The 12,693-nt window shown below is 67.9% G+C and carries 16 protein-coding genes; 5 read left to right on the top strand and 11 right to left on the bottom strand.

Annotated features, from left to right (window positions below):
- Window positions 1-266 precede the first annotated feature (266 nt).
- The 3 genes from LQK89_RS17460 to LQK89_RS17470 are packed head-to-tail and all read left to right on the top strand — an operon-like array spanning window position 267 to window position 1,477.
- Entirely contained in the window at window positions 267-797 is a 531-nt protein-coding gene (locus tag LQK89_RS17460; protein WP_269145929.1) for a TetR/AcrR family transcriptional regulator, read from the top strand.
- Window positions 798-800: 3 nt separating this feature from the next.
- The gene (locus LQK89_RS17465; protein ID WP_231050876.1) at window positions 801-1,157 is read left to right on the top strand and encodes a DMT family transporter; all 357 of its coding nucleotides are present in this window, start codon (window positions 801-803) and stop codon (window positions 1,155-1,157) included.
- Entirely contained in the window at window positions 1,157-1,477 is a 321-nt protein-coding gene (locus tag LQK89_RS17470) for a DMT family transporter (protein ID WP_231050875.1), read from the top strand. The genes LQK89_RS17465 and LQK89_RS17470 overlap by 1 nt, the downstream gene beginning before the upstream one ends.
- Window positions 1,478-1,699: 222 nt before the next feature.
- Here LQK89_RS17470 and LQK89_RS17475 read toward each other — a convergent pair whose 3' ends face one another.
- The 3 genes from LQK89_RS17475 to LQK89_RS17485 are packed head-to-tail and all read right to left on the bottom strand — an operon-like array spanning window position 1,700 to window position 4,483.
- The gene (locus tag LQK89_RS17475; RefSeq protein ID WP_231050874.1) at window positions 1,700-2,992 is read right to left on the bottom strand and encodes a hypothetical protein; all 1,293 of its coding nucleotides are present in this window, start codon (window positions 2,990-2,992) and stop codon (window positions 1,700-1,702) included.
- Between the two features lie 40 nt (window positions 2,993-3,032).
- Window positions 3,033-3,374 carry a helix-turn-helix domain-containing protein gene (locus tag LQK89_RS17480; protein ID WP_231050873.1) on the bottom strand — a complete coding sequence of 114 codons (342 nt, stop codon included), beginning with the start codon at window positions 3,372-3,374 and terminating at the stop codon, window positions 3,033-3,035.
- Window positions 3,371-4,483, bottom strand: coding sequence for a tyrosine-type recombinase/integrase (locus tag LQK89_RS17485; RefSeq protein WP_231050872.1), 1,113 nt, complete (start codon window positions 4,481-4,483; stop codon window positions 3,371-3,373). The genes LQK89_RS17480 and LQK89_RS17485 overlap by 4 nt, the downstream gene beginning before the upstream one ends.
- Window positions 4,484-4,719: 236 nt before the next feature.
- Between LQK89_RS17485 and LQK89_RS17490 the strand changes: the two genes are divergently transcribed.
- Window positions 4,720-5,109, top strand: a complete 390-nt coding sequence (locus LQK89_RS17490; protein WP_231050972.1) for a hypothetical protein — start codon at window positions 4,720-4,722, stop codon at window positions 5,107-5,109.
- A 28-nt stretch (window positions 5,110-5,137) separates the two neighbouring features.
- Window positions 5,138-5,680 (top strand): hypothetical protein, encoded by a 543-nt coding sequence (locus tag LQK89_RS17495; protein WP_231050973.1) that lies wholly within the window; start codon window positions 5,138-5,140, stop codon window positions 5,678-5,680.
- A 51-nt stretch (window positions 5,681-5,731) separates the two neighbouring features.
- On the opposite strand, the gene LQK89_RS17500 is transcribed toward LQK89_RS17495, so the two are convergent.
- The 8 genes from LQK89_RS17500 to LQK89_RS17535 all read right to left on the bottom strand — a co-directional run bounded on the left by LQK89_RS17500 (window position 5,732) and on the right by LQK89_RS17535 (window position 12,684).
- Window positions 5,732-6,331: a prepilin peptidase gene (locus LQK89_RS17500; protein ID WP_231050974.1), complete on the bottom strand. Its 600-nt coding sequence runs from the start codon at window positions 6,329-6,331 to the stop codon at window positions 5,732-5,734.
- The gene (locus LQK89_RS17505; RefSeq protein WP_231050975.1) at window positions 6,328-9,381 is read right to left on the bottom strand and encodes a LysM peptidoglycan-binding domain-containing protein; all 3,054 of its coding nucleotides are present in this window, start codon (window positions 9,379-9,381) and stop codon (window positions 6,328-6,330) included. Before LQK89_RS17505 ends, LQK89_RS17500 begins: the two co-directional genes overlap by 4 nt.
- 138 nt (window positions 9,382-9,519) lie before the next feature.
- Window positions 9,520-10,554 (bottom strand): hypothetical protein, encoded by a 1,035-nt coding sequence (locus LQK89_RS17510; protein WP_231050976.1) that lies wholly within the window; start codon window positions 10,552-10,554, stop codon window positions 9,520-9,522.
- Window positions 10,548-11,189, bottom strand: a complete 642-nt coding sequence (locus LQK89_RS17515; protein ID WP_231050977.1) for a hypothetical protein — start codon at window positions 11,187-11,189, stop codon at window positions 10,548-10,550. The genes LQK89_RS17510 and LQK89_RS17515 overlap by 7 nt, the downstream gene beginning before the upstream one ends.
- 17 nt (window positions 11,190-11,206) lie before the next feature.
- A complete protein-coding gene (locus tag LQK89_RS17520; protein WP_231050978.1) occupies window positions 11,207-11,581 on the bottom strand; it encodes a hypothetical protein in 375 nt (124 codons plus the stop codon).
- A 4-nt stretch (window positions 11,582-11,585) separates the two neighbouring features.
- Window positions 11,586-12,044, bottom strand: a complete 459-nt coding sequence (locus tag LQK89_RS17525; RefSeq protein ID WP_231050979.1) for a hypothetical protein — start codon at window positions 12,042-12,044, stop codon at window positions 11,586-11,588.
- Window positions 12,026-12,427 (bottom strand): TadE/TadG family type IV pilus assembly protein, encoded by a 402-nt coding sequence (locus LQK89_RS17530; protein ID WP_231050980.1) that lies wholly within the window; start codon window positions 12,425-12,427, stop codon window positions 12,026-12,028. The genes LQK89_RS17525 and LQK89_RS17530 overlap by 19 nt, the downstream gene beginning before the upstream one ends.
- 41 nt (window positions 12,428-12,468) lie before the next feature.
- Window positions 12,469-12,684 (bottom strand): hypothetical protein, encoded by a 216-nt coding sequence (locus tag LQK89_RS17535; protein WP_231050981.1) that lies wholly within the window; start codon window positions 12,682-12,684, stop codon window positions 12,469-12,471.
- Between the last annotated feature and the right edge of the window lie 9 nt (window positions 12,685-12,693).

Genomic DNA, 12,693 nt, shown 5'->3' on the forward strand with positions numbered 1-12,693 from the left:
CTCCTCCGGGGTCAGCGAGACGGGCGCTGGACGGGTGAGGAACTCGTTGATCGCAGCGCGGGACACATCTGCTGGCACTGTGCGGTGTTCGCCTGTGCGGAGTTCGCTGCCTGGCCAGCGATCGCGCGACGTCGACTCACGGCTCCTCCAATCGAACCTATGTTCGAGTAGTATCGCTCGATCCCGAACCGTTCGTAGCCACCGAGATACATCGGTCGGTCACAGGGGCTTGACCTTACCAACCTTCCGGTTGGTAAGGTAGGGATGTGTCGAGGAACTCCCGTGATGATCTGATCCGCTGTGCGCTGACGCTGCTCCACGACGGCCGGTCTGTGTCGTTGGACTCAGTGGCAGACGCTGCGGGGCTGACGAAGCCGGGTCTGATGTACCACTTCAAGACCAAGCGCGACCTCATGCTCGCCCTCGTCGACGCCGTCGTTGACGACTGGCTGACCTCACTCGAAGAGCTTCTACCGACGGCTGCGGGCGACGCGTCCCCGTGGGACCGGCATCGTGCATACGTCGACCTCGCGATCGGTCGACGGGCCGACGTGACTGATCTCGTGTTCCTGACCGACCCGCGCCTCCGCGAGCCCCTCGCCGCCCGGTGGGCCGAACGACTCGGGCCATGGTTCGCCATACCCGACACGATCAGCAGCAGCGAACGGGGTCGGCTTGGCGCCGCTCGGCTCATGGCCGACGGCATCTGGTTCGCGGACGCCACCAACACGCTGACCCCCACCACCGACGAGCGCGCCGAGATCCGCGCGCTCGCGCATCACCTCCTGGAGAACTGACCGATGAAGAAGTGGCTGCTGCTCGCCGGAGCGATCCTCAGTGAATCCACCGGCTCCCTCTCCCTGAAGGCCGCCCTCGACCACCCCGCGTGGTATATCCTCACCGCGGCTGGATTCGTCGCCGCGTTCATCTTCCTTGCCGCGGTCCTCCGCACCGGACTCGCGCTCGGCGTCGCGTACGGCATCTGGGGAGCGTCCGGCGTCGCACTCACCGCTCTGCTGTCCGCCCTGATCTTCGGAGAGCCACTCACACCGCTGATGCTCGTCGGCATCGTCCTCATCATCGGCGGCGTCCTCATCGTCGAGATCGGCGCGCAAAAGGCAGCTGAGAAGCGCCACTCCAAGCAGGAGACGATCTGATGCAGTGGCTGTTCCTCATCGGCGCGATCACCCTCGAGGTGGCCGCCACCCTGTCGCTGCGCGTCGCATCCGGTGGCAAGAAGCTCTGGTACGTCGGCGTCGCCGTCGGCTACATCGCCTCCTTCATCATGCTGACACTCACCCTCAACGCCGGACTCGGCCTCGGTGTCGCCTACGGCATCTGGGCCGCATCAGGTGTCGCGATCACCGCGGTCGCGAGCAAGTTCCTCTTCAAGGAACCCTTCACCGTCGTCATGGCTGCAGGCATCGTCCTCATCATCGGCGGCGTGCTCTTCGTCGAGATCGGCGCCGGCCACTGACGCCTGTGCGCCGCTAGCCCGCTCGCCATCAGCGGCGCGCTGACCAAACTCGCGAGATCTCGGGCTATCGAGCGGGACACCGGTGATGCTTCGCCCAGGTGGATCAGGTCAGTGGCGTAACAACGTCCCCATTGAACGGCGCAGCCACCGAGCCGGCATCAGAGCGGTACGAGCCGTATTGAGCACCGCGGTTATGCGCACCGCGGACAGCCCGCTGTGAGGTCAACCGAACTCACGAGACACCGGGCCGCCCGGTTGGATACCCGCCAGGCGGGCCCACGTCGACGCGGTCGCGATGCTGACGCCGAGCACACGCGCGACGACAGCCGATGGGACCTGCGTGACGACGGCCCCCGCGGCGGCGCGATGTCCGACGGTGGGATCGACGCCCAACTGCCGCAGCTGCGCAGCGAGACTCGAGGGCAGCGTGTGGTCACCGTGCCGATAGCCCGGAAAGATCCAAACGGGGTCAGTATCCCTGCCGCCAAGCCGACGTTTCACCGTGATCCCTGACCGAATTGCCTCCACCCACGGGCGAGCAATGTCGGGCAGGCGAAGGTCAATCGTCCCTAGCCGGATACTTGCGTCGTCGTCGCCGAGCTGAAGTGCGCTGATCGGGAGTGCGGCGATGCGGTGGACTCGGATGCCGTAGACGACGGCAAGGATGATCGCGAGTCGGTGGCGCGGGTCGAGAATCTGGTCAGTGGCCGCCGCCGTCAGCGCTGCTTCGTTCGACGCACCATGGGTCCCGCCGAGTAGGAAGTCCGGCCGAGCGTATCCGGGCACCACGAGACTCGGGTTGATGCCAGCGCTGACGCACCAGCGAATGAAGTGACGAACTCGCGTCGCATCGCGTGACTGACTGGCAAGCCACCGGTCAAGGATCGCCTGCGGGACGGTCCTGATGTCATGGTGCGCACGTTCGATCGCGCACAGCAGGGCGACGACGAGGCGGACCTCGCGTTTGTCGTTGGCGAGGATGGTGGCGGTCATCGGTGTGTCGCGCCGTCGGCGCTGTTGGCGCCAGCGGGTGAACTGGGTGATGGCGAGCTCGTTCGCTCGGCCAGTGAGTTTCTGGATTTCGCCCTGCGTCCATCGTTCAAGCTCGACAAGTCGCTCGTCCCGATACGGCAGGACGCCGAGGTCAACCAGCAGCGATCGAACCTGAGACATTGCTGCTCGAGTTCCGAAGCGATCGAGGTCGTCATGGGTGATCGGTACGGGATGCGCCGCGATTTCGCACAGGCGCCGCCATGCGCGGCCGCTGTGCACCAGACGGAGGAAGTAGCCCGGATCGGCATTGAGGAGATGATCTCGGAGCGCGCCAAGCGCTGGTTGCCGGCGCAGGACGTCGTCGTTGAAGGTCTGCGTGATCCGGTCCTGGGCGCGGCACGACCTGCACAGCGCCCCTCGGCCGAGGTGGTCGAGACGCGTGCACCGATTGCACTCGCGACGCGTCTCGGGAAGGTTTCGCCAGCACCAGTCGCAGTATCGGCGGGTCCCGATGATCCCCACGACGAGGCGGTCATGCCCGCATGTTGATGGCGGAGCCACTTCAGTCGATCAGTCGCGCACGCGCCGGTCGGTGACCGCTCCGGCGGAGCGCGTCGTTCGCGAAGCTCCGCCCATCGTCCCCAACTGCCTCTTCGATCTGTCCTTCGGCAGTCTCGACGCGGGTGATCAGGTCATCGGTCGTGCAGCGCAGAATGTCCGTCAACGCGACGAGCACTTGCAGATTCAGTCGCTCGGGCCGTTCCGCGACGAGCCGGTAGACCTGGCTCGCAGAGAGCGTGATCCCACGCTCGGCAAGCAGAGGGATGAGTTTCGTCGTGCTGAACATGCCGGCGGCAGCCATCTGCTCGCGCAGCCGCCATTCGTAGTTGAGCTGATGAGTCATGGGGTTCCCTTCATGGTGTCGAACTGCGGCACGCGGTCAAGCGCGTCCTGCAGGATCCGGTTGGCGAACTCGGCCGAGACGTGTGTGTAGATCCCGGTTGTCGATTGGTACGCGTGTCCGAGCTGCCGCTGCACGAACGTCGGGTCGTGACCGTCCTCGATCAGGTGCGTCGCGTAGCTGTGCCGGAGGCAGTGCGGCGTCAGAGACCGATCCAACCCGAGCTCATCGCGGTACTGCGCGAAGCGGTCGCCGAGTGCGCGTTTCCCCACCCGCTCGCCTCGCTCGGAGAGCCACAGCGAACATGTCGAGGTAGCCCCTCGCATCATCGGCAGGACGTTGTCGAGGTAGTCGCGGACCGCGTCAACGGCCCATGGCATCACGGTCGCGACGGCACGCGGTTTCGGTGGCGAGCCACGAGACGCCTTCCCGAACCGGACGCGAAGGAATCCGAAGTCGTCGAAGATCGGCACCTTGGGGTTCCGGTAGAAGTCGTGCACCTCGAGCATGACAGCTTCGTTCGCTCGGAGCCCCCAGCCGTAAGCGACTTTGAGCATCGTGGCGTCACGGTACGCGGCGATGGCACCCTTCCGACCTGCGTCGAGGCGCCTGTCAACTTCCTCGTCGGCCCGATCGAACACTGCCTGGAGCTCGTCGCGGGTGAGCGGCCGCCGCGCGGGATTCGCCTCGGACCCCTGCACGTGTGCCCGAGCGTTCCACTCGTGACAAACCTGGACCGGGTGGGTTCCGAACCGGGTCTCGCATTCCGCGACCCACCCGTAGTGCGGCGAGCAGACGAAGTCGCAGAACTGCCGAATCGTGTCCTGATAACGGCGCATCGTCGATGCCGCGAGCCGGTGCGTCGCGACCAGGTCGGTCATCCACTCGTCGAGCATCGCCGCGGACCACGTCCACGGCCATTCCCCTGCGTGCCGCTGGAACTGTCGCACCACTTGGATTCGGTTCGTCACCGTGGGCATCCGCAAGCTCCGGCCCCCGACCATCTGCGAACACCACCCGTCGAGCATCGCGTCGAACACGGCTGCGGCCTCGTTGAGCAGCAGCACTCCGGAAAGCAGATGCAGCTCCGCCGAACCGTACGGCTCTCGCACCACAGCATCTCCTTCGTTCAATGCACGTATCATGCATTAAACGCGAACTCCAGGCCTGAGGTCAAGTGCGACTTGCCAGTTGGGTGACCATCCGGAGAACTGCGCACCTCAGCGCCGCCAGGCAACTCGCATCGGACGCAACTCCGCACAGAACGTGCCATATCGACGGTTCTTGCCCATGCCGCCATGATCCCACGGATTCGAACACATGTTCGAATGACTGGCACACTGAAGGCATGGCAGACGCGTTCCTCGACCGCGAACGTCCCACCGCCGGCGGGGACGCTCGCCGGTATGTCTGGCATCCGCCGGAGCACCCCGACGTGACGCTGTACACGCCGGCGCAGGCTCCAGAAGAGGACCGAGCAGGTGCCACGGCCTTCGAGCAGCCGATGCCGGTGTGGGTCGAGCTCGACTACGTCGAGATCGGGCACCTCAAGACGCACGGCTTCGCGATCGCGGCCTCTGAGCGAGCCGTGCTCGTCGACACGACGTGGCAGGGACGCCTACAGAAGGTATGGGTTCCACGTCCGTTGGTGACGCACCGGAGGCTCAGACCGCGAGGGCGCGTTGATGCGGAGATCGACCAGGTCCGGCGTGATCTGAGCCGTCAGGGCAGCCGCTGACGCTCGCAGCAGCTGGCACGATGCCGTCATGGATCTGGACGCTCTCTACGCCCTCGACGCGGCCGACCAGCGCGTGTTCCTGCTCGGCCGGCTGGGTGATGAGACGACCAGCATGGATGCCGCGCTGCGCTGGCTTCATGCCGCCCTCGACGGGGAGCGCAGCGTGACGGCGTTTCGTGATGCCCCTGCTGGATTCCAGAAGTGCGCCGAGGTCTCCGCTGCGAAGGTTCGTACGTCCCCGAGGCTCACCGACGAGCAGCGGGAGCATGTTCTGATGACGATCACGGATGCGCGGGCGGCGTACAGACGACGGAACCGCTACACGCACGATCTTCTCTTGAGGGATCTGCTCTCGGTGGACGGGTGGGAGCTGATGCGCCTCGACCGGTCAGGACCAGACTTCACCCCGACCAGTGCGGCGGAGATGGTCGCGTTGGTCCGGGAGATCGTGGGGGTGAAGTACCGGCTCCGAGGGGCCGCGCTGTACGTGCTGCAGGGTCGGTGGACGGGGTGGGCGTTCGGGGACGTCGAGGGGCAGTGGGACGGTTCCGTGGGCACGACGCCCCCGTGAGGACAGCAGCGGAGCCGGCGCCTTCACGGACGACGGCTCTGCGGCATCGTTTCAGCGCAAGGCTCCGGCGGCCTGCTGCAGTGCGATCGTGGTGACGAGGATCGTCAGGGCTGCGATCGCAATCGCGGGTCCGTGTGCACGGGGCCGCTTGCCTCGTCCGACAGCGGTGAGCAGAGCACGCCAGAGCCCTCCGAGGAGTACGGCGATCGGGATCAGGTACAGGGCCAAGGGGCCGGCGTAGATCGCGGCGGTGATGCTGAGTGCGGCGGCGAACTTCGCGTCGCCCAGACCGAACATGCCGGCCAGCCCGAGCGCGACGTAGAACGCGAAGACGATGGCGGCGACGATGAGCGGCCAGAGCACCCGCCAGGGGTCGGCTGTGCCGTATGCGATAGCGAAGGCCTGCACAGCGGCAGCGGCGGCGATCGGTGCGACCCACCGGTTGGGGAGTTTTCGAGAGCGGAGGTCGATTCCGACGGGGACGGCGGCCGCGGCGGCGAGCAGCGCAGTCAGGGTCCACGCGTACGCCGCGGAGGCGACGACCGGGTGCAAGACGATGGCGAGCAGTGCGCTGCCGCCGGCAGCGGCGATGCTCCCGGCGAGGGTGGTCGAGATCCGGAGGCGACGGCCGTCCGAGGCCACGCCGGTCATCGAGTTGCAGCGTCGACGAGTTCGGCGGTTTCATCGTCGAGCTCGTAGTCCGGGTCGCCGCCGCCGACGCGGGCGTACATCTCGTCGACGATGCGGTTGATCTCGTCGACGTCGCGGTCCTGCATCGCTGCGCGCAGCTCCGTGCGCCACCCGGCCTCGTTGAGCGGTTCGACGGCCTTGGCGATGCCGGCAGCGTACCGGGCCTGGTTGACGTCGCGGATCTCCAGCGCGCGACGGGCGAGCTCGTCCGCGGCGTCCATGACCGCGGCGATCATCTCCTCCTGCAGGACGGAGATCCACGCCCACCAGCCGCGGCGGGTGCTGATGCCGGCGAACGGGGTTCCGCGGACGAGCTTGATCGCGGCGACGAGGTTCTCGTTGCTGGTGCGGGCGAGGTCGTCGCCGATGAGGCGGCGGAAGTCATGCCAGTCGGTTCCGATGGCGGGGTGGAGCTGGTAGCCCTCCTGGTTCTTGTTCTCGGGGAAGAGCGGGGTGCCGTCGGGGTCGGCGCCGAGCGCCTGGCGGACGAGGCGCACGAGCTTGCGCTGGCTGTCCTTCGCGTTGACGGTGTCAGGCCAGAACGCCTGCTGCAGCATCGTTCCGTTCGCGGGGGCGGACAGGCTCAGGTAGGTCAGCAGCTCGGCGCCGCGGCCGGGCAGCCGGTCGGGGTCGGCGAGGTGCAGCACGTCGACGGTGCCGAGCATCCGCACGTACGGGGCGGGCCAGTCCGGTGCGGTGACGGTTTCGGGCTCCGATGGGACATCAACAGCGGCGGATGGGACATCCACCGACGTCGATGCGACCTCGGCGGGCGCGGAATCGGCATCGACGGGGTCGGAAGCGGCATCGGAGGCCTCCTCGGTGGCAGTCGGCGCTTCCTCCTCGATGTCCACGATGTCGTCAGCAGCGCTCTGCGGGGCTGGAGCGGGCTCAGGCTCCGACTGCGCAACCGTGGGGCCTTCGTCTGCGAGCGGGGCGTCTGTGGCCGTTGCGAGGGTCTCCTGCGGCTGCAGGTCGTCGACGGTGGTGATCGGGGCGGTGGCGGGTGCCGCGACGGCGTCCTGCTCGGTCGTGGCGAAGAGTTCCTGGACGAGCTCCAGTTCGCGCCCCTGGAGCACCTGCGGGGTGAACGGCAGCGGCGGCATGACGTCGCCAGGTGAGACGAGTTCGGCGCTCGTCGACGAGGAGATCCGGACAATGGAGCCGGTCCCGATCGTCTCGCCGTTCGCGATGGTGGCGACGCCGAGGCGCGGCACTCGCTCGACGAGCTCCTGCAGCTCGCGCTGCACCGCTTCGTCGGGGAGCTGGCCGAGGACGACGACGTGCGGTGCCCAGGACTCGGCGTCGGTGGCGCGGGTGCGGGCACTGTGGACGCCGTCGACGCCGTAGCTGTCGAACGAGGCCTCGCGTCCGGCGAGGCTGGTGCGCAGGTTCCGGACCAGAGCGGCGGTGTCGTCGACGTGTTGGACACGGAACCGGTCGAGATCCCGCGCGAGCCCCCGCGGCATGCCGACGAGGGTGACCTCGATTTGCTCGGACCACGGGTTCTCGGCGAGCTCCACGGCGATCGCGTTGAGAACGCCGCGGGCGGTGTCTTCGTCGCCGACGACGTTGAGCGAGCCGATCTGCTCGAGGTCGAGCATGAGCACTCCCCCGTGGTCGTCAACGCCGATGGTCGCGAGTGCGGGGTACGGGGAGACGGACTCGCGCACCGGCTCGGTCGCTGTGCCGGGGAGGACGACCCAGGCGGTGCGGTCCTCGGACGCTGCGACGAAGGGTGCGGGCAGGTCGGCGGGTTCGCTGAGGTAGAGCGCGATCTCCTGCTCCTCGAGGCGGAGTGCGAACAGTTCCGGGAGGACGGCTCCGGTGTCCTCTGCCCAGATCTGCAGGCTGCGGAGTGCGTTGTCGATGTCCTGCAGCCCGAGAGGGTTCTCGATCATCCGCAGCTCGAGCTCGAGATTCGCGGCGGCAGGCTCGGGCATCGCGATCCGCGTGCCAGGGCGGCGCTTGCGGCGCTGCTTGAGTCGTCGCGCACCCAGCGCGGTGAGGAGTCCCGCGGCGAGGATGCCGGCGATGCCACCGGCGGTCGCGAGGGGGATCGTCACGTCGTCGTCGTTGTCGACCACGGCGGAGTCCGCGTGCTGCGCGCCAGCGTCGGTGGTGCTGCTGTTGGCGCTCGGTGCGGCGGTGGGCGTCGCGCTCGGCGTCGCTGACGCGGAAGCGCTGGGGGTTGCGGACGCCGAGGGGCTCGGCGCGGCCGGCACGCCGGCGTCTGCATCGGCGTTGCTCGAGGACGCGCTCGAGGACGGTACGGGCGCTGGGGCGGCGGGCTGCGGCGCGGGAGCCGGCGTCTCGGTGACGGTGACGTTGGGGACGGTGAGGTTCCACCCGGGCCGGAGGAGGTTCGGGTTGGTCAGGTGCTGACCGTCCGGCTGCACGGTGGCGGTGGAGGCGTTGAAGATGTCGAGATCCCGGGTGCCATCGCCGTAGTACTGCTCAGCGATGCTCCAGAGGTTGTCACCGGGCACCACGGTGTGGTGGACCGTCTTTGTTGTCACGGTCGGAGCTGCAGGTGCGGGGGTCTCAGCCGCCGGCGGAGCACGCGGAGCGGCCGGGGCGGCTGCGGGAGTCTCGACTGGCTGCGAGGCGACGGTAGCGGCGGGTGCGGGCGCCGCGTTGGCCGGCTGTGCGGTGCCGATCATCGTGCCGCCGGCGAACATGACGAGCACGGCGGCAATGAGGGCCGCGGCGACGTGCTGCTGGCCGCGGAAGATCGGGAGACGCTTCTTGGTCGGGCGGCCGGTGATGGTGGCGCCGAGCTCGATCAGGAACGGGACTGCGAAGAGCACCCATGCGATCCAGCCGGCGCAGGGCAGCAGCTTGGTCAGGAGGATCGTGTTGCCGTAGTCCGGGGTGAGCGTGATGATGCTCTGCAGCTGCGCTCCAGAGGGCAGCGGGTTGCCCGCGGCGACGATGAGAACGATTGGGACGCCCACGAGGACGGCGACGATCGCGATGAGAGCGCCGAAACCGGTGATGAACCTACGCATGGTGCTGCCTTTCTGTCCCCCGTGCGGGTGGCATCAGTGTAGGAAGACGGCCGCCCGACACACCGGAGCCGTGTCGGAACGGGCCGCAGGAGCGGCCGAGCGCGGGCTTTTCCGCACTCGGCCGCTCCCGTGTGGGCCTCATCCGTAGGTGCCGCCGTCGGGGACGGTGTTGACGCTCTGGAGCTCGCCCACGCGGACGGCGGTGGAGCTCTGCGTGTCGCGGACGGCGATCGTGCCGTCGGTGCCACCACCAGTCCAGTTCACCGTCCAGTGGCTGGTGGCGTTGACCTGGAAGGTGCCGCCCTTGGAGGTGTGCGTGTACCGGAATCCGCAGGTCGGCGAGTCGGTGGCGACTTGGTTGCCCATCGCGGCCTGATTGAACGCGGTGCCGGCACCGCAGTTGACGGTCTGGCCGTCGCCGCTGGACCACGTGACGCCCGAGACGGTCGCGGTTGCGGTGACGGTGACGCCGCCGATGGTCGCGGTCTTGGAGTACGGCCCGTAGGTCAGGGGTTGGGGGTTCTCGACCCAGAGCCAGACGGGGATACCGACCCAGGTGCGACGGTAGGGCGCGGTGCCGGCGGGGTCGTCGGTGTGCGTCTTGCTGGCCGGGGCCATGCCGATGTCGATGCCCTCGAGCTGGAAGGTCTTCACCAGGGCCGCCGCCGCCTGCGCGGGCGTGTACCGGTTGATGCCGGCGGGCGGGGTGTTGGACCAGAACGTGCCGCCGTAGCAGTCGCGGCCACTGCCGGCGTCAGCGCCCGGGCAGGTGCAGGTGTACCAGGCGCCGGTCGCGGCGGACTCGCCCGCCTCGGGGGCTGGTTGCGGGTCGCTGAGCTTGACGTAGCCGGTGCAATTGCCGTTCGACGACCACCAGCCGTCGTCGCTCTGGCAGGGGATGTCCTTGTCGTTGTAGGTGCACTTCTGCGGGCCAGGTGTGAAGTCAGCCGGTGTCCCATCGTCCCCGCCTGGTGCAGGGGCTGTGGTTCCACCACCCGACCCTCCGCCACCTGAGCCGGGAACACCCACGCCGACGCTGCAGACCGGGCTGAACGGGTCGGTGGAGCACCCACCGCTGCCGTCCGCGAACGCCGGCGACGCTACGACGACCGAGACTGCAACACCGAGAGCGGCGAGCAGCCCAGCGAGCCGTGAGCGCTTGCGCCTCAGCATGTCGGAGCCCCCGCTCCGGTGAGGTTCTTCCCTTCGGCGACTTCCCATGCCTTGTCATCCGGGATGTACTGCGTCTTGAACTGCACGGGGAATCGGACTGTCTCGGACTTCGGAGCGATCGAGCCGTCAGCTTTCTTGGAGACCTGGTCCGAGGTGTCGAAACATCCGACGACGTAGACGGTCCCGTTCGGGATCTGTGTCCCGTCGTGGTCGATCAGCGCCCCGTAGGTGGACGCGGCGGCGTCGGGAGTCCACTTCGGCGCCCCAGTGACTGTGATCTTCTGCTCGGCGAGCTGACCGGCCACCGTGTGCACCGAATCGCGAGCGGTGCCGATGGCGAACTTGTCGATGCGTTCGGGGTTGGCGCCGCCGTCGTGCTGGATCTCGTACTGCACGCCGATGAAGTCCTTCACGGTCGCGGATGCGCCGCTCCAGGCCTCGTTCTGATCCTTCGGGGCGTCCACACTTCCGGGCTTCGTAAGCGGGGTGTACGCCGAGGGAGTGGGAGTCGGGGTGGTGGTCTTGCTCGAGCTCGCGGTCGGGTCCGCTGCGGGGGTGCTGGTGCAGCCGGCGAGGAAGACGAGCGCGCCGATCGCGACCGCGGCAACTGGGGCGAGCCTTGGGTTGATGGTCATGTCGTGTTCCTGTTCGTTCAGTGGTCGACGAGGCGGGCGGACGCTGTGGCGTGGACCGGCATGGGTCCGACACCGAAGCCACCGAGGATCTTCGGCGTGTAGGTCTCCTGCACGGTGACGTACACCTGGTTGTCGATGATGCTGGCACTACCGTGGACGCCGGCGGCGCTGATGTAGTTCTCCGCCGCGGTCACGGCAGCGTCGGGACTGAGGTTGAAGGCGTCCCCGTTGACGGAGTTGCCCGTGGCCGCGTTGGTGCCGGCTCGGGCGGCGCCCTGCGCGACAGTGAGGGCTTGCTGCAGGGTTTGGGTCTTCCCGTCGCCGTCGACGACCGCACCGGCCACGACCATCATGGCGATGCAGAGGATCAGCATCATCGGGATGAACTTCATGGGTTCACCGCTCTCGGTAGGGGTCGACGGGGCTCGACGCGGTCTTGGTGATCGTCATCGAGCCGGGGATGCCCGGGATGGACAGGTCGCCGGTGTTGACGCGACACGTGATCGTCGCGGTGACGGTCCCGGTCTGGCCGAGGCCGGTGGTGAGCCCGTTGCCGCCGATCGTGACGTCGAGCGAGGCGCAGTGGGTGTTGTCGCCAAGTGCGAGCTGCGCTGCTTCCTTGGCGTGCGCGACGGCGTCGGTACCGCGTGACATGGAGGCGTCTCGGGCTGCCGCGAACGCCGCGGACAGCACGCTGTTGTCGGTGAGCCCGTACCGGCCGAGGAAGACCACGATCCCGAGGATCGGGATCATCGCGGCGATGATCATGACCGTCACCGGAGGCAGGTCCTCGAGGTCGCCGCGCTCGTCGAGCAGGATGCGTCGAATGGTCATCATCATGGTGCGGGCACCCATCGCTCGACCGGGCCGGTGATCGTGCGGTGTACCGCCGGCAACTGCACGCCAGGGATCATCGACACGACTTGGCCGGTGACGTCGACCGTGACCGTGTCGGCAGACCGGTTGACCGACACGTTGCTGTCCTGGAGGAACCCGCCGGCCTGATCGAGCACCTGTCGTGCTGAGGCTTGACCGGCCCCGGTGGTGGACTCGTAGGCACGAGCGTCGTTGTACGCGGCGACGGCGGCGTTCTGCGCGACGTTGGTGCCCTGATACCAAAGCGCGCCCTGCAGCGCCGTGAACAGCAGCAGGAAGATCACGGGCGCGATGATCGCCGACGCTGCGTAGCCGTCTTCGTCGGTCCGCAGTCGTCGTGCGATCGCGATGATGCGCTGCATGGTTCCTCCCTTCCTGATGCTGGTCACGGTGGGTCTCGGGATCAACCGGGGAGCTTGCCCAGGTATCCGGTGGCCCATGCTGCGACGGCTCCGGCGATCGCGAGCGCGGCGACGGCGCCGGAGACGACCCAGATGGCCTTCCAGGCCGAGTCCTCGAGGCCGGCCTCGGCGTCGTCGGTGAGCTTGTCGAGACGCTCCTGCAGGTCTGCCTGCAGGGTGACGGTGCGACGGAGAACGGCGGTGCGGATGCGGTTCATGATGGGTTC

The sequence above is a fragment of the Curtobacterium sp. C1 genome, assembly GCF_021049325.1.
GTDB lineage: Bacteria > Actinomycetota > Actinomycetes > Actinomycetales > Microbacteriaceae > Curtobacterium > Curtobacterium citreum.